Origin of the sequence: Paraburkholderia sp. BL21I4N1 (assembly GCF_002973525.1) — a bacterium.
Taxonomy (GTDB): domain Bacteria; phylum Pseudomonadota; class Gammaproteobacteria; order Burkholderiales; family Burkholderiaceae; genus Paraburkholderia.
Genome location: NZ_PVEN01000015.1, coordinates 76,934 through 93,478 on the forward strand (window position 1 = coordinate 76,934; position 16,545 = coordinate 93,478).

A 16,545-nucleotide genomic window follows, 5' to 3' on the forward strand; every position below is an offset into this window, starting at 1 on the left:
AGATAGCGACACAGATAAGCGACAAGAGGAAACGAAGATGCGCAAACTAATGATGTCCTTGCTGATGGCCGGTTCGCTGCTCGCGGGCGGTATCGGCGCCGCCCTCGCGGACGACGCTTCCGCCCCCGCAGCCGCTTCGGCCGCTGCTTCCGATACGACGGCGAGCGCGCCGGCGCCGGACGCTTCGGCGGCGCCTGCCGCCGCCGCGGCTTCGGCACCGGCCGCTGACGCGTCCGCCGCGCCGGCTGCCAGCGCCGCTGCCGCCGCACCAGCAGCATCGGACGCTGCGCCGGCTGCCCCGACCGCGCCGTTCTCGGTCGATTCGTCGAAGATCAATTCGGGCGACACCGCCTGGATGCTGACCTCCACCGCGCTCGTGCTGTTCATGACGATCCCGGGTCTGGCGCTGTTCTACGGCGGCATGGTCCGCAAGAAAAGCGTGCTCGCGATCCTGATGCAAAGTTTCGCGATCACCTGCCTGGTGTCGATCATCTGGGTTGTGATCGGCTACACGCTGGCGTTCACGCCGGGCAACTCGTTCATCGGCGGTTTCTCGCGCTTCTTCATGGCGGGCATGAACTACATCAAGGGCGACAAGGCCACGACGCTGACCGTCAGCCACCTGGCCCCGACGATTCCGGAAACGGTCTACGTGGTTTATCAGATGACGTTCGCGATCATCACCCCAGCGTTGATCACGGGCGCATTTGCCGACCGTATGAAGTTCTCGGCGATGCTGGTGTTCATGACGCTGTGGTCGATCATCGTCTACTCGCCGATCGCGCACATGGTCTGGGAACCGACCGGCTGGCTGGCTAGCGCCGGCATCCTCGACTTCGCGGGCGGCACGGTGGTGCACATCAACGCCGGTATCGCGGCGCTGGTCTGCGCGCTGGTGCTCGGCAAGCGTGTCGGTTACGGCAAGGAAGCGATGGCGCCGCACAACCTGACACTCACGCTGATTGGTGGCGCGATGCTGTGGGTGGGCTGGTTCGGCTTCAACGCAGGTTCGGCGGTGGCGGCTGACGGCCGTGCCGGTTTCGCGATGTTCGCCACGCAAGTCGCAACGGCAGCCGCCGCGCTCGCATGGATGTTCGCCGAATGGGCAACCAAGGGTAAGCCGTCGGTACTCGGTATCGTGTCGGGCGCCGTGGCGGGTCTGGTGGCGATTACGCCGGCTTCGGGCTTCGTCGGCATGACGGGTTCGCTCGTGATCGGCATTGCGGCAGGCGTGATCTGCTTCTGGTCGGCCACGTGGCTCAAGCACAAGCTCGGTTACGACGACTCGCTCGACGCGTTCGGCGTGCACTGCGTCGGCGGGATCGTGGGTGCGCTGCTGACCGGTGTGTTCGCGGTCAAGGACATCGGCGGCGCGGACGGCAGCGTGATCCTGCAAGCCAAGGGCGTGCTGACGACGCTGGTCTACAGCGGCGTGGTCAGCTACATCCTGCTGAAGGTGATCGACATGGTGATGGGCATCCGCGTGACGGAAGAAGAAGAACGCGAAGGTCTGGACGTGAGCCTGCACGGCGAACACGTCGAATAAAGTCTGGCAGTCGGCGCCGCCCGGCGGCGCCGAGCCAACAGCAACAAGCGCAGCGATTTTGGCCCGCCTTTCATGGCGGGCTTTTTTCTTGGCGCTTATCTTGGAAACAGTAGTTTTCCCCGCCTATCATCACGATAGCGAGAATGCATTCGCGTCCGCTTGCGAATGGAGAAACCGTCCCCAAATGGGCAAAGCATTTGCAATACAATCTTTTTTCTCCAGTCTGCGAGTGATCAATGGTTCCGCACCTAGTTACGGCGTTAAACGGCCCGCTGCTCGACCTCGAGCGGAAGATCCTCGACGCCACGCCTGCCATCGAACGCTGGTTCCGGCTCGAATGGCAGGAGCACACGCCGCCGTTCTACTGTTCGGTCGACCTGCGTAACGCGGGTTTCAAGCTCGCGCCGGTCGACACCAATCTGTTCCCCGGCGCATTCAACAATCTGCCGCAGGAAGTGCTGCCGCTTGCCGTGCAGGCCGCGATGGCGTCGATCGAAAAGATCTGCCCGGACGCGAAGAACCTGCTGGTGATTCCCGAGCGTCATACCCGCAACGCGTTTTATCTCGAGAACGTTGCCCGGCTGGCAGCGATCATGCGTCAGGCCGGGTTGAACGTGCGCTTCGGCACGCTCGACGACAGCATCAACGGGCCGGTCACGATCGCGCTGTCCGACGGCCAGAAGCTCGTGCTCGAACCGCTCGAACGCACGCCGCGGCGGCTGGGGTTGAAGAATTTCGATCCGTGTTCGATTCTGCTGAACAATGATCTGTCGGGCGGCATTCCGCCGATTCTGGAGAATTTGCACGAGCAGTATCTGCTGCCGCCGTTGCATGCCGGGTGGGCCGTGCGTCGCAAGTCCACGCATTTCTCCTGCTATGACGACGTCGCGAAGAAATTCGCGAAGATGGTCGACATCGATCCGTGGATGGTCAATCCGTACTTCGCGCATGTGGAAGGCGTGGACTTCCAGGAGCGCACCGGTGAGGAAGCGCTGGCGGATGCGATCGACGGCGTGCTGAAGAAGATCGCCAAGAAGTATCGCGAGTACGGCATCTCCGAAAAACCGTATGTCGTGATCAAGTCGGACGCCGGTACTTATGGCATGGGCGTGATGACGGTGCACGACGCCTCCGAGGTCGCCGCGCTCACCAAGCGCGAACGCGCCAAGATGGCCGCCACCAAGGACGGCCTCGAAGTGCATGACGTGATCGTGCAGGAAGGCGTGTACACCTTCGAACGCCTCGGCGACGAAGTCGCGGAACCGGTCGTGTACATGATCGACCGTTATGTCGTGGGCGGCTTCTATCGCGTGCACGGCAGCCGCGAGCGCGATCAGAATCTGAATGCGCCCGGCATGCACTTCGTGCCGCTCGGCTTCGAACACACGGCGCTGCCGGACGCGCACGCCAAGCCCGGCGCGGCGCCGCCGAATCGCTTCTATATGTATGGCGTGGTGGCGCGGCTCGGTTTGCTGGCCGCATCGGTCGAGCTGGAAAAGACCGATCCGGAAGCGATTCAGGTCTAGGCCATCCAGGGTGGTCGATGGCGGCGCGCGTGCCGCCATCGTCATTTTCAACGCGTAGTTTGACGCTCAATGCCAAGCCCATCAGGGCGCACCGGGACCTTCATGGACATTCTTTTCATCGCCGATCCGCTCACGCAGTTCAAGATCTACAAAGACTCGACCTACGCGATGATGGCCGAGGCGGCCCGCCGCGGCCACACGGTGTACGCCTGCGAACCGAAGCATCTGGCATGGACCGGCGGCGACGTGGAGGCGAACGTGCAGCGCTTCGCGATTGTCGGCGACGTGACCGATCTGCATCGCGACACGTGGTACGCCGCCGACGCGCCCGCAGCGCGCTCGCTCAAAAGCTTCAGCGCCGTGGTGATGCGCAAAGACCCGCCGTTCGATATGGAATACGTCACGTCGACGTGGCTGCTCGAGATGGCCGAGCGCGGCGGCGCGCGCATATTCAACAAGCCGCAGGCGATTCGCGATCATTCGGAAAAACTCGCGATCGGCGAATTCGCGCAGTTCGTCACGCCCACCCTGGTCACGCGCGACGCGGCCCGTCTGCGCGCGTTCCACGAACAGCATGGCGACGTGATCCTGAAACCGCTCGACGGCATGGGGGGCATGGGCGTGTTCCGTGTGAAGGCGGACGGCATGAACTTGGGTTCGATCATCGAAATGCTGAGCCACGACGGCGCGCGTTCGGTGATGGCGCAGAAGTTCATCCCCGAAATCAAGGAAGGCGATAAGCGCATTCTGCTGATCGGCGGCGAAGCGGTGCCGTATTCGCTGGCGCGGATTCCTCAGGGCAATGAAGTGCGCGGCAATCTGGCGGCGGGTGGTTTGGGCGTGGCGCGTCCGCTGACCGAGCATGACCGCAAGATCGCCGACACGCTCGCGCCGGTGCTGGCCGCACGCGGTTTGCTGCTGGCCGGGCTGGATGCGATCGGCGACTGGCTGACCGAGGTGAACGTTACGAGCCCGACCTGTTTCCGCGAGATCACGGATCAGACCGGTTTCGACGTTGCCGCCATGTTTATCGACGCGCTGGAGCGCGCGGCGGGCTAGCCTTGAATGCCCGCCACCGCCCCCAAACTGTGTAGTAAATCCGCATCAGGCAGAACACCGGCTTTGGCGCGAAAATGGGCCTGCTACAATGCCCGCTCTCCCGCGCCAAGCCGAATCGACGGTATCCGAGCGATGCCCGGGGCATAGGTTGCGGACTGTGATCGAGCCGTTTGTCAGCGCTGCCGGCGTCCTGTCCGGCGCGGCGCCGGGCTCGTCAGATGTTGCGTTCCGGTCCTCATGGCTCACGGCCGGTCGAGGGCGCTTGGGGCTCGGGCTTTGTCCCGGTCCACGGTTCGGGGCCGTTCTTTTGCAGTAAGGCTGATATGGCAGGCATTCTGATCATTGCGCACGCTCCGTTCGCCACCGCGTTGCGCGATTGCATTTCGCACATCTACGGTGGCTTGCCGGCACGCATCGGCGTGATCGACGTGTCGCCCGACTGCGATCCGGTTGAACGGGTGGCTTTTGCGAACGCCGAGATCGAGCGTCTCAGGGAAGAAAACGGCGCGCTCGTGCTCACCGATATGTTCGGCGCCACACCCGCGAATATCGCCGGGCGGCTCGCTTCGCTGCCGGACGTGCGCGTGCTGTGCGGCGTCAATCTGCCGATGCTGGTGCGCGCGGTCTGTTATCGCGCCACGCCGCTCGACACGTTGGTCGACAAGGCACTCTCCGGCGCCACCAAGGGCGTGCATGCAATCGGACCCGCCACGCCGGCGCCCGTCGCGCCGTGCGCGGCCTCGGGCGATTGTCTACCGGCCTTGCCGCCCGACGCGGCGCCCGGCGACTGTCTACCCGCGTTGCCGGTCGGCGCCGACCTGACCCAGAAAACGGATTCGGCCGGCCTTTAAGCAGACTGGCCGGTTTGACCCAGGCTTCAAACGCATTGCAAGCGGTTTGCAGTTTCACACTTCACCACCACACTTACCCGCGCTTCGGACCATCACATGCTGCAACAGGAAACGACTATTGTGAACAAGCTGGGGCTGCACGCGCGCGCGTCGGCCAAGTTGACCCAACTCGCGGGCAACTACCAGGCGGAAATCTGGATGAGCCGTAACGGCCGCCGTATCAATGCCAAGAGCATCATGGGCGTCATGATGCTGGCTGCGGGAATCGGCAGCACGGTGCTGATCGAAACCGAGGGCTCGGACGAAAAAGAAGCCATGGACGCATTGTTGAAACTGATTGCCGATAAATTCGGCGAAGGTCAGTAAGTTGCGCGTGCAGGTTGCAATATGCAAAAACGCCGCGGCTATCCGCGGCGTTTTTTTTAGCGCGCGACAATGTGCCGATGAAGACGCGCATGAGAGGCGCGCTTGAGGAACCTGCGAAAGCGCAACGAAGAGGCAAGCGGGTTCGATTATGGTTTGCGTAGTCCGAACGCAAGCTGGGTGAAGGCGGATTGTCGTGCCGCTTACGATTTTTCGTGCTGCGCTGCACACAGGCTCAACCTACGTGCAAACAGCGCGGAATTTATAATGACGACGAGAGTCTGAGAGCATTGCAGCGGTTTGCCGCGGCATCACACAACTAGAGGAGGTGCGCGTGTCCTTCACGCTGCATGGAATTCCCGTGTCACGCGGTATCGCCATCGGGCGGGCTTATCTGATCGCCCCGGCCGCACTCGACGTAGACCACTATCTGATCGAACCCGCCCAGATCGAGGGCGAGGTCGACCGTTTTCGCGCGGCCCAGCAACAGGTGCATCAGGAGCTCGACGCGTTGCGCGCCGATCTCGCGGCCGATGCGCCGAGCGAAATGGGCGCGTTCATCAACGTTCATTCAATGATCCTGAACGATGCGATGCTCGTGCAGGAAACCATCGATCTGATCCGCACGCGCCGCTATAACGTGGAATGGGCGCTGACCGAACAGCTCGAGCGTCTGTCGCGCCACTTCGACGATATCGAAGACGAATATTTGCGCGAACGCAAAGCCGATATCGAGCAAGTGGTCGAGCGGGTGCTGAAGGCGTTGGCGGGGGCGTCGGTGGGTTTGGGCGACGGTGTGCATGGCGCGTGCGACGAAATGATCGTGGTCGCGCATGACATCGCGCCGGCCGACATGATGCAATTCAAAACGCAAACGTTTCAAGGCTTCGTCACGGATCTCGGCGGCCGCACCTCGCATACGGCGATCGTCGCGCGTAGTCTGGGCATTCCGGCCGCGGTAGGCGTACAGCACGCGAGCGCGCTGATTCGCCAGGACGACCTGATCATCGTCGACGGCGATCACGGCATTGTGATCGTCGATCCGGCGCCGATCGTGCTCGAGGAATACTCGTACCGTCAGAGCGAAAAGGCGCTCGAGCAACGCAAGCTGCAGCGGCTGAAGTTTTCGCCGACGCAAACGCTGTGCGGCACGCGCATCGAACTGTGCGCGAATATCGAGTTGCCGGACGACGCGAAGTCGGCGGTCGATTCAGGCGCGACCGGCGTGGGCCTGTTCCGCACCGAGTTCCTGTTCATGAATCACAAGGACCGTTTGCCGGAAGAGGAAGAGCAGTTCGGCGCATACCGTCGTGCGGTCGAGTTGATGAACGGCTTGCCGGTCACGATCCGCACGATCGACGTGGGTGCCGACAAGCCGCTCGATTCGATGAGCGGTGGCGACAGTTACGAAACCGCCGCGAACCCCGCCTTGGGGCTCAGAGCGATTCGCTGGAGCCTGTCCGAGCCGCAGATGTTCCTTACGCAGTTGCGCGCCATCCTTCGAGCATCGGCATTCGGTACGGTGAAGATTCTGATTCCGATGCTCGCGCATGCTCAGGAAATCGACCAGACGCTCGACCTGATTCGCGAAGCCAAGCGTCAGCTGGACGACGCGGGCATGGCCTACGATCCGAACGTGCAGGTCGGCGCGATGATCGAGATTCCGGCCGCCGCGATTGCGTTGCCGCTGTTCCTGAAGCGGCTCGATTTCCTGTCGATCGGCACCAACGATCTGATCCAGTACACGCTGGCGATCGATCGGGCGGACAACTCGGTCGCGCATCTGTACGACCCGTTGCATCCGGCGGTGCTGCATCTGATCGCTTTCACGCTGCGCGAAGCGAAGCGGGCGGGTGTGCCGGTCTCAGTGTGCGGGGAAATGGCGGGCGATCCGGCGTTGACGCGGCTGTTGCTCGGCATGGGGCTCACCGAGTTTTCGATGCACCCGAGTCAGATTCTGGTGGTCAAGCAGGAAGTGCTGCGCTCGCATCTGAAGACGCTGGAGAAGCCGGTGGCCGATGTGCTGGCTTCGTTCGAGCCGGAGGAGGTGCAGGCGGCGCTCAAGCGGGTGACGCTGGTTTGACGTTTCGACGCTTCTAAAGAAAAACGCCGCACTGAAAAGTGCGGCGTTTTTTTGGGGGAGACTTCGCGGGGCGGTCGCGTCAAGCTGGATGCGCGTGCCCACATACCGGACAATCCGGCTGCCGTGCGATCCGCATCGTAGTCCATTCCATTCGCAACGAATCGAGCATCATCAAACGGCCCACCAGCGGTGTGCCGATGCCGCCGATCACCCTGAGCGCTTCGGCCGCCTGCATCGAACCGATAATGCCGACGGTTGGTGCGAACACGCCCATCGTCGAACACGCGACTTCCTCGAACGGCTGGTCTTCCGGGAACACGCATGCATAGCAGGGCGAGGCTTCGTCGCGAAAATCGAAAGTGCTGATCTGGCCGTCGAAGCGCAACGCCGCGCCCGACACCAGCGGCACGCCATGCTTCACGCAGGCGCGATTGATCGCGTGACGTGTCGCGAAGTTATCCGTGCAATCGAGCACGACGGTGGCGTGCGGCACTTCATGATCGAGCCAGGCGTCGTCGATGCGCTCGTCTACTGCGTTCACCACGACCTCGGGGTTGATCCGCGCGAGCGCGTCGCGCCCGGACTCCACCTTCTTGCGCCCGACCGATGCGGTCACATGCAGAATTTGCCGCTGCAGATTGGTTAGATCGACCGTATCGGCATCGACCAACGTCAGACGGCCGACGCCTGCCGCCGCAAGATACATGGCCGCCGGCGAGCCCAATCCGCCCGCACCGACGACGATCGCGTGCGCGTCGATAAAACGCTGCTGCGCCTCGATACCGATTTCGTCGACGAGGATATGGCGGGAATAGCGGAGGAGTTGATCGTCATTCATGGCGGGCCGCGAGTGAGTGTGCGCGCGGTGAAACGCAGAAGGGGTCTGCGATGCGCGGTGTATTTATTTTAATCGCGCAAAGGGGAATGCTGATGGCGTGCGGGTGATACCGGGTGTCTTGGCCGCGATGGTTTGCGGCGAAGACACCCTGAGGCGCTCGCTAAAGCTTGCTGCTTACTTGCTGGGCGCGGCAGCCGGAGCCGAGGCACCCGGAACCGGCTGGGTCGGCTTGACCGCGACCGGCGCGGACGCCGACGTTGCCGGCTTGTTCTGCGCCAGACGGCGCTCGCTCAGCGACTTCGATTCCTGCACCGGCTTGCCTTCGAGCTTGTTCAACGCCTGTTGCAGCATGAAGTCGTCGTTCGAGCCGAATTCCACCGGCTTGCGGTCGCGATCCTTCTGGCGCTGTTCCGGCGTCTTCTTGTCGTTCTGCTCTTCGAGGATACGCAGCTGTTCCATGCGATCCGTTTCACGCTGTTCCGCTTCCTTCTTCTCGTTCGGGTCTTGCGTGTTCGCAAGGTGATTCGAGTAGTCGACTTCGCGCGTGACGAGTGCGTCGTCCGGATCGCCTTCCGCGTACTGGTCGACCGCGATGTCAGGACGGATGCCCTTGTTCTGGATCGAACGGCCGCTCGGCGTGTAGTAGTACGCCGTGGTCAGACGCAGCGCGGTGTCCGCGGTCATGGGGCGCACGGTCTGCACCGAGCCCTTGCCGAAGGTGGTCTTGCCGACGATCAGCGCACGGTGCTGATCCTGCAGCGCGCCCGCGACGATTTCCGACGCCGACGCGGAGTACGCGTTGGTCAGCACCACCATTGGCACCGTCTTGAAGATCGGCGCTTCGTCTTTCAGCGGATCGCTGTCGAAAGACTGCAGACGGTAGTTGTCGTAGGTATCGCGGTAGACCTGCTTCGAGTCCGGAATCTGACCGTTGGTCGACACCACCACCGAATCCGGCGGCAGGAACGCGCCGGCCACGCCGACCGCGCTTTGCAGCAAACCGCCGCCGTTGTTACGCAGGTCGAGCACGAGGCCCTTCAAATTCGGCTGCTGACGCGCGATGTCTTGCAGACGGGCGGCCAGATCAGGCGTGGTGCGTTCCTGGAAGCTCGTGATGCGGATATACGCGTAGCCCGGTGCAAGAATCTTCATCTTCACCGACTGGACCTTGATGATGGCGCGCGTGACCGTGAGCGGGAACGTGCGGTCGTCGGTCTTGCGGAAGATGGTGAGCGTGACCTTGGTGCCGGGGTCGCCGCGCATCTGCTTGACCGCCTGGTCGAGCGTCATGCCGCGAACCGGCTTGTCGTTGATGCGCGTGATCAGGTCGCCCGGACGAATGCCGGCGCGGAACGCGGGCGTGTCTTCGATCGGCGAAATCACCTTGATCAGGCCGTCTTCCGACGAAATTTCGATGCCGAGACCCGCGAAGCGACCTTTGGTCTGCTCCTGCAGTTCTTCGTAATCGGTCTTGTCGAGATACGACGAGTGCGGGTCGAGACTCGCCACCATGCCCTTGATGGCAGCGGTGAGGAGCTTCTTGTCGTCGACCGGTTCGACGTACTCGTGCTTGATTTGCCCGAACACTTCGGCAAAGAGCCTGAGTTGGTCCAGCGGCAGCGGCGTGGCGGTGCTTGATGCGGCGCTGGCAGGTTGCTGGGCCGAGGCCGACAGTTGCAGGGTGGCAAATACACCGGTAGCAAGGCCCGCGGCAATCAGGCCGATATTTTTCAGGTTCTTTCGCATAGAGTCTGTTGCGGTCGGAAGCGCGTGGCAGCGTCGATAGAGATGGGGACGGACAAGTATAACTGCACACCCGCCCACAAAGGGCGCAGCGCAGGCAATCGTGATTCGACAGCGCGGGGCACGCCTGGTTCGTGAGATCGTACCTGCGACGCCGAAGTAATGTGCGGTAACGGCCAAAGCGCGTGCGAGGCAGCCGGAAGGCCGTTTGCAGATGGCCGGAAGATGGCCGCCGCGTGGCCTGAAAATGACCGTGCGGCAGGTCAGAGCGAAGGCCGGAACGTCGGCCTTCGCCGGCGGCGCAGATTAGCCCGCCTTGCCTTGCTTGGCGACCGCGGCTTGCGCCTTGGCGATCGCATCCTGGTCGCCCAGGTAGTAGTGCTTGATCGGCTTCAGGTTCTCGTCGAGTTCATAGACGAGCGGCACACCGTTCGGAATATTCAGCCCGACGATGTCGTCGTCGGAAATATTGTCGAGGTACTTCACCATGGCGCGGATCGAGTTGCCGTGCGCGGCGATCACCACCTTGCGGCCCGACTTGATGGCCGGCGCGATCGACTCGTTCCACAACGGCAAAACGCGTGCAACGGTGTCTTTCAGGCACTCGGTCAGCGGCAGTTGTTCACGCGGCACCTTGGCGTAACGCGGATCGTCGTATGGCGCGCGCTCGTCGGTCGGCTCCAGCGCGGGCGGCGGTGTGTCGTAGCTGCGCCGCCAGACCAGCACCTGCTCGTCGCCGAACTTCGCGGCGGTTTCGGCCTTGTTCAGACCCGACAGCGCGCCGTAGTGACGCTCGTTCAGGCGCCACGAATGCACTACCGGCAGGTACATCAGATCCATCTTGTCCTGCACGTGCCACAACGTGCGGATCGCGCGTTTGAGCACCGACGTGTAGGCGATGTCGAACGTGTAGCCCGATTCCTTCAGCAGCACGCCCGCCTGCTGCGCTTCCCGGTTGCCCTGTTCGGTGAGGTCGACGTCGACCCAGCCGGTGAAGCGGTTTTCCTTGTTCCACGTCGATTCGCCGTGGCGGATGAGAACGAGTTTGTACATGAGATTGCCGGTCGGTAGTAAGGAAGCGGTAAAAGCGTTGCGAGGGCTCGTTTGACCGAGCGTCGCCATCGCGTCAGACGGTTATTTTATAATGGCTGGATTGCCCTTTTCGATTTCTCTCTTTTTCGGCGGATTTTCCGTGAAGTTTTTCACTGATTACACAAACCTTGTACTGATCGCGATCGTCCTCATCTCTGGTGGGTTGCTGCTGTGGCCGACGATCAGCCGGCGTGGACGCGGTGGCCTGTCGGCCGCTGAAGCCACCCAACTGATCAACCGGCGCAATGCGGCGGTCATCGATCTGCGGCCGTCCGCCGAGTTTGCCAAGGGCCATCTGCCCGCGGCCCGGCAGCTTGAATTTGCCGAATTGCAGGCGAAAGTCGCGCAACTCGTCAAAAACAAGAACAACCCGGTGCTGCTGGTTTGCCAGACCGGCCAGCAGTCGAACAAGGCAGCGCGTATCGTGCAGGATGCAGGGTATGCCGAAGTCCATGTTCTCGAAGGCGGTGTCGACGCCTGGCAGAAAGCCGGTATGCCGGTCGTGAAACAAGGAGCAGCCAAGTGAACAAAGTGATCATGTACAGCACCCTGGTGTGCCCGTATTGCCAGATGGCCGAACGTCTTTTAAAGTCGCGCGGCGTCGAGCACGTTGAGAAGGTACTGATCGACAAAGACCCGGCCCGTCGTGAAGAAATGATGACCCGGACGGGTCGTCGCACGGTGCCGCAGGTGTTCATCGGCGAGACGCATGTCGGCGGGTACGATGACCTGTCCGCGCTCGACCGCGCGGGCGGTTTGATGCCGCTGCTCGAAGCAACCGCCTGAATTCGCGCGCCTGCGGGCGTGTGGAGAGGCGGGTGAAAGACAAGCCGGCGCATCCTCGCCCGATCCGGGTGGGCGGCGCGCCGCAACGATCGGGCGGTCCATGCAGGCATGGGCCGCCGTTACGCATACCTATCAGGGAATCACTTCATCATGTCCGACGAGAATAACCAGCCGTTCTTCAACATCCAGCGCATCTACCTGAAGGACATGTCGCTCGAGCAGCCGAATTCCCCGGGCATCTTCCTCGAGCAGGAAATGCCGTCGGTGGAAGTGGAAGTCGACGTGAAGGCCGAACGCCTCGCCGACACCGTGTTCGAAATCCTCGTCACGGGCACGGTCACGGCCAAGGTGTCGGACAAGGTCGCGTTCCTGATCGAAGCCAAGCAAGCCGGCATTTTCGACATCCGCAACATCCCGGCCGAGCAGATCGATCCGCTGGTCGGCATTGCCTGCCCGACGATCCTGTTCCCGTACCTGCGCTCGAACATCGCCGACGCGATCACCCGCGCCGGTTTCCCGCCGATCCACCTCGCCGAGATCAACTTCCAGGCGCTGTACGAGCAACGCCTCGCGCAGATGGGCAGCCAGGAAGGCGCGGCGCAGAACGGCGTCACGCACTAAGTGTCCGAGGCAGTGCCGGCTATGAAGGTTGCTGTCCTTGGCGCCGGCGCATGGGGCACAGCCCTCGCCGGCCATCTGGCCGTACGGCACGACACGGTGTTGTGGGCGCGCGAAGCCGCGCTCATTGCCGACCTCTCCGCCTCGCACGAAAACGCCCGCTATCTGGCGGGCGTTGCTTTGCCTGCGGCGCTTCGCTATGAAGCCGACCTGAACGCGGTGCTCGACCACGCACTGGCGGACGACGCGTTGTGCGTCGTCGCAACGCCCGTGGCGGGTCTGCGCGGTCTGTTCCAAGCCATGCGCGACGCGGGCAAAGTGCCGGCGCATGTGGTCTGGTTGTGCAAAGGTTTCGAAGCCGATTCGCAGTTGCTGCCGCACCAGGTGGTGGCGGCCGAACTGGCCGGGCATGCCAGCAATGGCGTGCTGTCCGGTCCGAGTTTCGCGCGTGAGGTCGGGCAGGGCTTGCCGGTCGCGTTGACGATCGCGAGCGGCTCGGCGGCGTGCCGCGAACGCACGGTCGCCGCGTTTCATCATGGCGCCATGCGCATCTATACCGGCGACGACGTCGTCGGCGTGGAAGTGGGCGGCGCGGTGAAGAACGTGCTGGCGATCGCCACGGGCATCGCCGACGGTCTCGGGCTCGGTCTGAACGCGCGGGCCGCGCTGATTACGCGCGGTCTGGCGGAAATGTCGCGCCTCGGCGTGATGCTCGGCGGGCGGGCGGAAACGTTCACGGGTCTCACGGGTTTAGGCGACCTGATTCTGACCGCGACTGGCGACCTGTCGCGCAATCGTACTGTCGGCGTGCAACTTGCCGCGGGCCGTACGCTCGACGACATTCTCGGCGGACTCGGCCACGTGGCCGAAGGCGTGCGTTGTGCGCAAGCCGTTCTGGCCATTGCGCGTGCGCATGCGATCGAGATGCCGATCACGCAGGCGGTCTGCGCCGTGCTGTTCGACGGCGTGGCGCCGCGCGACGCCGTCAGCGCTCTTTTGCGGCGCGATTCCAAAGCTGAATAAGCGTTGTCTTTCAGCCGTTTAGCGCGCAAAAGCGCTGAACGGCTGCCCGCCATCGCGGTCCACGTTGTTATCGACGCTTCGGACTAGCGAGGTTCCCATGCTCAATATCAATGGCTGCACACTGGAAGCGCGCCGGGTCGACATCACCACGCTCGCCGTGGACGCGATCGTCAATGCCGCGAATACTTCGCTATTAGGAGGCGGCGGCGTGGATGGCGCGATTCATCGCGCGGCCGGCCAGGATTTGCTGCGCGAATGCGAGACGCTCGACGGCTGCGCAACGGGCGAAGCGAAGCTCACCCGCGGCTATCGCTTGCCGGCCCGCTTTGTGATCCACGCGGTCGGGCCAGTCTGGCGGGGCGGCGCGCACGGCGAGGCCGAGTTGCTGGCGTCCTGCTATCGGCGCTCGCTCGAGGTTGCGCGTGAGGCGCAATGCACGAGCATCGCGTTTCCCGCAATTAGTTGCGGCATCTACCATTTTCCCGCCCACGATGCGGTGCGGATCGCGCTCGACACGGTGCTCGACACCTTGCCGCGCACGCCGCGAATGGAGCGCGTCGTGTTTGCCTGTTTCGACGACGCGATGCTCGCGTGCTACCAGGCCGAACTGACGCGCCGTCAGGCGCCGCCGTCGAAGCCAGTTTGACGCCACGCCTCGAAGACCACGATCGCGACCGTGTTCGAGAGATTCAGGCTGCGGTTGCCCGGCCGCATGGGCAGGCGCACGCGCTGTTCGTTGGCGAACTGGTCGAGCACCGCGTCGGGCAGGCCGCGCGTTTCGGCGCCGAACACAAACCAGTCGCCGGACTGGAAGGCGTGCTCGTGAAAACGGCCCGAGCCGCGCGTGGTGAACGCGAACATGCGTGCCGGGTCAGGCGTTTCTTTGGCGACGAAGGCGGCCCAGTCGGCGTGCACGTTCATTTGCGCATACTCGTGATAGTCGAGGCCGGCGCGGCGCAGTTTGGCGTCGTCGAGCGGAAAGCCGAGCGGCTCGATCAGATGCAGCCGCGCGCCGGTGTTGGCGCACAGGCGGATCACGTTGCCGGTGTTCGGCGGGATTTCGGGTTCGACGAGAACGACATTGAACATGATGGGATGAGATCGGTGGAGACTAGTTTTTCGGGGTGCGCAGCGCGACGAAATTCGTGACCCGCCGCGCGCCGGCTGCCTTGAGCGTGCGCCCCAGCGCTTCGAGCGTGGCGCCGGTCGTCATCACGTCGTCGACGATTCCGACGTGCAGACCGTCGACGCTTGCCCTGACCTTGAACGCGCGGCCCACGTTCTGGCGGCGTGCGTCGAGGTCGAGCCGCGATTGCGGCGCGGTATGGATCACTCGCCGCAGCAAGGTGGCGTCGCTGCGAAGCTTCAACGCGCGGGCCAGCGGCCTCGCGATCTGCCACGCCTGGTTATAGCCGCGCTCGGCGAGACGTTGCCGAGCCAGCGGTACGGGTGCGATCACGTCAGGCACCTCCGACGCCCCGTCCCACGAGTCTCGTGCCAGACGCGCGAGGCGCTGTGCGAACTCGCGCGCCAGCATCAGCCGGGCACGGAATTTCAGGCCGACCGCAAGCGTGTCGAGTGGGGCGCGGTAGTCGGCGAGGGCGAACGTCGCGTCGAACGGCGGCGGCTCGCTGAGACAATCCGCACACCGGTATTGCGTGTGGCCTGCCCAGCGCGTCGACGCGAGCGGCGCCGCGCAGGTGGTGCAGCGCACGCTGCTCTCGTTCCAGTACGCTTCGTCGCAACAGGCGCACAGCGTGTTATGCGACAAATTGCCGCATAGCGCACACAGGTTCGGCAACGCGGCCTGCATCACGTGTGGCCACGCCGAATGCAGACCACGCACGAAACGCGCGAACCGGCCGCCGGATGACAAAGAAAATGGTTGGAGTGCCACGATTGGAGGGCCTGCGGAGGCCGTCCCCGCTGAATGGAAGGAAACGAACGAGTATACTTCCTGCTCTACGCCAGCACGACACCCATGTCCCCAACTCCCGCTCAATCAGGCCGTCCGGCCTACGATTCACGGCGTCTCCGGCGCATCTTCGACCGTCGCGCGTTGACCTTCGACGACGTCGCGTTCCTGCCGCGCGAGATCGCGCAGCGCATGCGTGAGCGACTCGATTACATCAAGGTCACGCCGGCCAGCGTGCTCGACGCCGGTTGCGGCGCGGGCGAAGACCTCCCCGCGTTGCGCGAGCGCTTCCCCGAAGCCCCCGTATTCGGCACCGATCTGTCGCACGGCATGCTGACCCGCGCGTTACACCATGACTCGGGCGACACGAGCTGGCGGCGCTTCCTGCCGGCCTCGCTCGGCAAGGCGCTCGGCGCCCGCGGTCCGCGCTTCGCGCAGGCCGACTTTTCGGCGCTACCGTTCGCGGCCGGCGCCTTCGAATTCATCTGGTCCAACCTGGCGCTGCATTGGCACTCGCGGCCCGATCTCGTGTTTCCCGAGTGGCAGCGCGTGCTCAAGGTCAACGGCCTGCTGATGTTCAGCACGCTCGGTCCCGATACGCTCAAGGAATTGCGCGGCGCATACGCCGAGGTCGAAGCCGCGCACGGCATCGCCTCGCGCAAGCATGTGATCGACTTCGTCGATATGCATGATCTGGGCGATATGCTGGTGGAGAGCGGCTTCGAAATTCCCGTGATGGATCAGGAAGTGCTCACCATTACCTACAAGTCGCCGGAGTCGCTGCTCGCGGACGTGCGTCGCTGGGGCGCCTATCCGTTCGAGCGCGCGTTCGAGCGTGAAGTGTCCGCGGGCGGCTCCGCGCGTCGGCTGCACAAGGCTTTGCTGGCGGCGCTCGAAGCGGGCCGGCGCGCCGACGGCACTCTCGCGCTGACCTTCGAGGTGATCTACGGACACGCATGGAAAGCCGTGCCGCGCACCACCGCCGAAGGTCACGGGATCGTGCGAATCGAGGACATCGGACGAGGTTCGTCGAGGAATCGTTGAAGCGGTAAAGACGACATCTGTTATGTCTGAAATTTCCACTTCAAAAGACGCGCAAAAG

The 16,545-nt window shown here is 63.4% G+C and carries 17 protein-coding genes; 12 read left to right on the forward strand and 5 right to left on the reverse strand.

Annotated elements, in window-relative coordinates; genetic code table 11:
• Nucleotides 1-37: 37 nt before the first annotated feature.
• The 6 genes from B0G83_RS29025 (at nt 38) to ptsP (ending at nt 7,428) form a co-directional block, all read left to right on the forward strand.
• Nucleotides 38-1,546 carry an ammonium transporter gene (locus B0G83_RS29025; protein WP_105510836.1) on the forward strand — a complete coding sequence of 503 codons (1,509 nt, stop codon included), beginning with the start codon at nt 38-40 and terminating at the stop codon, nt 1,544-1,546.
• A 236-nt stretch (nt 1,547-1,782) separates the two neighbouring features.
• Complete coding sequence (gshA, locus tag B0G83_RS29030; protein ID WP_105510837.1) at nt 1,783-3,072, forward strand: glutamate--cysteine ligase; 1,290 nt, start codon at nt 1,783-1,785, stop codon at nt 3,070-3,072.
• Nucleotides 3,073-3,174: 102 nt separating this feature from the next.
• Nucleotides 3,175-4,131 carry a glutathione synthase gene (gene gshB, locus B0G83_RS29035; RefSeq protein ID WP_105510838.1) on the forward strand — a complete coding sequence of 319 codons (957 nt, stop codon included), beginning with the start codon at nt 3,175-3,177 and terminating at the stop codon, nt 4,129-4,131.
• 323 nt (nt 4,132-4,454) lie between these two features.
• Nucleotides 4,455-4,982: a PTS sugar transporter subunit IIA gene (locus B0G83_RS29040; protein ID WP_105510839.1), complete on the forward strand. Its 528-nt coding sequence runs from the start codon at nt 4,455-4,457 to the stop codon at nt 4,980-4,982.
• Nucleotides 4,983-5,078: 96 nt separating this feature from the next.
• Nucleotides 5,079-5,348: an HPr family phosphocarrier protein gene (locus B0G83_RS29045; protein WP_012431596.1), complete on the forward strand. Its 270-nt coding sequence runs from the start codon at nt 5,079-5,081 to the stop codon at nt 5,346-5,348.
• A gap of 331 nt (nt 5,349-5,679) precedes the next feature.
• Nucleotides 5,680-7,428, forward strand: coding sequence for a phosphoenolpyruvate--protein phosphotransferase (gene ptsP / locus B0G83_RS29050; RefSeq protein WP_105510932.1), 1,749 nt, complete (start codon nt 5,680-5,682; stop codon nt 7,426-7,428).
• Nucleotides 7,429-7,507: 79 nt separating this feature from the next.
• Here the strand turns inward: ptsP and B0G83_RS29055 are convergent, their stop codons facing one another.
• The 3 genes from B0G83_RS29055 to gpmA form a co-directional block, all read right to left on the reverse strand.
• Nucleotides 7,508-8,266 (reverse strand): molybdopterin-synthase adenylyltransferase MoeB, encoded by a 759-nt coding sequence (locus B0G83_RS29055; RefSeq protein ID WP_105510840.1) that lies wholly within the window; start codon nt 8,264-8,266, stop codon nt 7,508-7,510.
• Nucleotides 8,267-8,440: 174 nt separating this feature from the next.
• Nucleotides 8,441-10,012 carry a S41 family peptidase gene (locus B0G83_RS29060; RefSeq protein WP_105510841.1) on the reverse strand — a complete coding sequence of 524 codons (1,572 nt, stop codon included), beginning with the start codon at nt 10,010-10,012 and terminating at the stop codon, nt 8,441-8,443.
• Between the two features lie 303 nt (nt 10,013-10,315).
• Nucleotides 10,316-11,062, reverse strand: coding sequence for a 2,3-diphosphoglycerate-dependent phosphoglycerate mutase (gene gpmA, locus B0G83_RS29065; RefSeq protein WP_105510842.1), 747 nt, complete (start codon nt 11,060-11,062; stop codon nt 10,316-10,318).
• Nucleotides 11,063-11,201: 139 nt separating this feature from the next.
• Between gpmA and B0G83_RS29070 the strand changes: the two genes are divergently transcribed.
• The 5 genes from B0G83_RS29070 to B0G83_RS29090 all read left to right on the forward strand — a co-directional run bounded on the left by B0G83_RS29070 (nt 11,202) and on the right by B0G83_RS29090 (nt 14,174).
• Complete coding sequence (locus B0G83_RS29070) at nt 11,202-11,627, forward strand: rhodanese-like domain-containing protein (RefSeq protein WP_035562459.1); 426 nt, start codon at nt 11,202-11,204, stop codon at nt 11,625-11,627.
• A complete protein-coding gene (grxC, locus tag B0G83_RS29075; protein WP_105510843.1) occupies nt 11,624-11,887 on the forward strand; it encodes a glutaredoxin 3 in 264 nt (87 codons plus the stop codon). The genes B0G83_RS29070 and grxC overlap by 4 nt, the downstream gene beginning before the upstream one ends.
• 150 nt (nt 11,888-12,037) lie before the next feature.
• Nucleotides 12,038-12,508: a protein-export chaperone SecB gene (gene secB, locus B0G83_RS29080; protein ID WP_074762880.1), complete on the forward strand. Its 471-nt coding sequence runs from the start codon at nt 12,038-12,040 to the stop codon at nt 12,506-12,508.
• A gap of 21 nt (nt 12,509-12,529) precedes the next feature.
• Nucleotides 12,530-13,528 carry an NAD(P)H-dependent glycerol-3-phosphate dehydrogenase gene (locus tag B0G83_RS29085; RefSeq protein ID WP_105510844.1) on the forward strand — a complete coding sequence of 333 codons (999 nt, stop codon included), beginning with the start codon at nt 12,530-12,532 and terminating at the stop codon, nt 13,526-13,528.
• 97 nt (nt 13,529-13,625) lie between these two features.
• Nucleotides 13,626-14,174 (forward strand): O-acetyl-ADP-ribose deacetylase, encoded by a 549-nt coding sequence (locus B0G83_RS29090; RefSeq protein WP_105510845.1) that lies wholly within the window; start codon nt 13,626-13,628, stop codon nt 14,172-14,174.
• On the opposite strand, the gene trmL is transcribed toward B0G83_RS29090, so the two are convergent.
• Together trmL and B0G83_RS29100 are read right to left on the reverse strand one after the other, a co-directional pair.
• Complete coding sequence (gene trmL / locus B0G83_RS29095) at nt 14,147-14,617, reverse strand: tRNA (uridine(34)/cytosine(34)/5-carboxymethylaminomethyluridine(34)-2'-O)-methyltransferase TrmL (protein ID WP_105510846.1); 471 nt, start codon at nt 14,615-14,617, stop codon at nt 14,147-14,149. The genes B0G83_RS29090 and trmL overlap by 28 nt on opposite strands.
• Before the next feature lie 22 nt (nt 14,618-14,639).
• Nucleotides 14,640-15,341 carry a ComF family protein gene (locus B0G83_RS29100; protein ID WP_105510933.1) on the reverse strand — a complete coding sequence of 234 codons (702 nt, stop codon included), beginning with the start codon at nt 15,339-15,341 and terminating at the stop codon, nt 14,640-14,642.
• Nucleotides 15,342-15,509: 168 nt separating this feature from the next.
• Here B0G83_RS29100 and B0G83_RS29105 point away from each other — a divergent pair, with 168 nt between their 5' ends.
• On the forward strand, nt 15,510-16,487 hold the full coding sequence (locus B0G83_RS29105; protein WP_105510847.1) for a methyltransferase domain-containing protein: 978 nt from the start codon (nt 15,510-15,512) through the stop codon (nt 16,485-16,487).
• Nucleotides 16,488-16,545: the final 58 nt, after the last annotated feature.

Bases quoted from the DNA above. Each gene is read 5' to 3' on its own strand.
- B0G83_RS29040 (WP_105510839.1), top strand. From the start codon at position 4,455: ATGGCAGGCATTCTGATCATTGCGCACGCTCCGTTCGCCACCGCGTTG.
- secB (WP_074762880.1), top strand. From the start codon at position 12,038: ATGTCCGACGAGAATAACCAGCCGTTCTTCAACATCCAGCGCATCTAC.
- gshA (WP_105510837.1), top strand. From the start codon at position 1,783: ATGGTTCCGCACCTAGTTACGGCGTTAAACGGCCCGCTGCTCGACCTC.
- B0G83_RS29060 (WP_105510841.1), bottom strand. From the start codon at position 10,012: ATGCGAAAGAACCTGAAAAATATCGGCCTGATTGCCGCGGGCCTTGCT.
- B0G83_RS29045 (WP_012431596.1), top strand. From the start codon at position 5,079: ATGCTGCAACAGGAAACGACTATTGTGAACAAGCTGGGGCTGCACGCG.
- gpmA (WP_105510842.1), bottom strand. From the start codon at position 11,062: ATGTACAAACTCGTTCTCATCCGCCACGGCGAATCGACGTGGAACAAG.
- B0G83_RS29105 (WP_105510847.1), top strand. From the start codon at position 15,510: ATGTCCCCAACTCCCGCTCAATCAGGCCGTCCGGCCTACGATTCACGG.
- trmL (WP_105510846.1), bottom strand. From the start codon at position 14,617: ATGTTCAATGTCGTTCTCGTCGAACCCGAAATCCCGCCGAACACCGGC.
- B0G83_RS29100 (WP_105510933.1), bottom strand. From the start codon at position 15,341: ATGCAGGCCGCGTTGCCGAACCTGTGTGCGCTATGCGGCAATTTGTCG.
- gshB (WP_105510838.1), top strand. From the start codon at position 3,175: ATGGACATTCTTTTCATCGCCGATCCGCTCACGCAGTTCAAGATCTAC.
- B0G83_RS29055 (WP_105510840.1), bottom strand. From the start codon at position 8,266: ATGAATGACGATCAACTCCTCCGCTATTCCCGCCATATCCTCGTCGAC.
- B0G83_RS29090 (WP_105510845.1), top strand. From the start codon at position 13,626: ATGCTCAATATCAATGGCTGCACACTGGAAGCGCGCCGGGTCGACATC.
- B0G83_RS29025 (WP_105510836.1), top strand. From the start codon at position 38: ATGCGCAAACTAATGATGTCCTTGCTGATGGCCGGTTCGCTGCTCGCG.
- B0G83_RS29085 (WP_105510844.1), top strand. From the start codon at position 12,530: ATGAAGGTTGCTGTCCTTGGCGCCGGCGCATGGGGCACAGCCCTCGCC.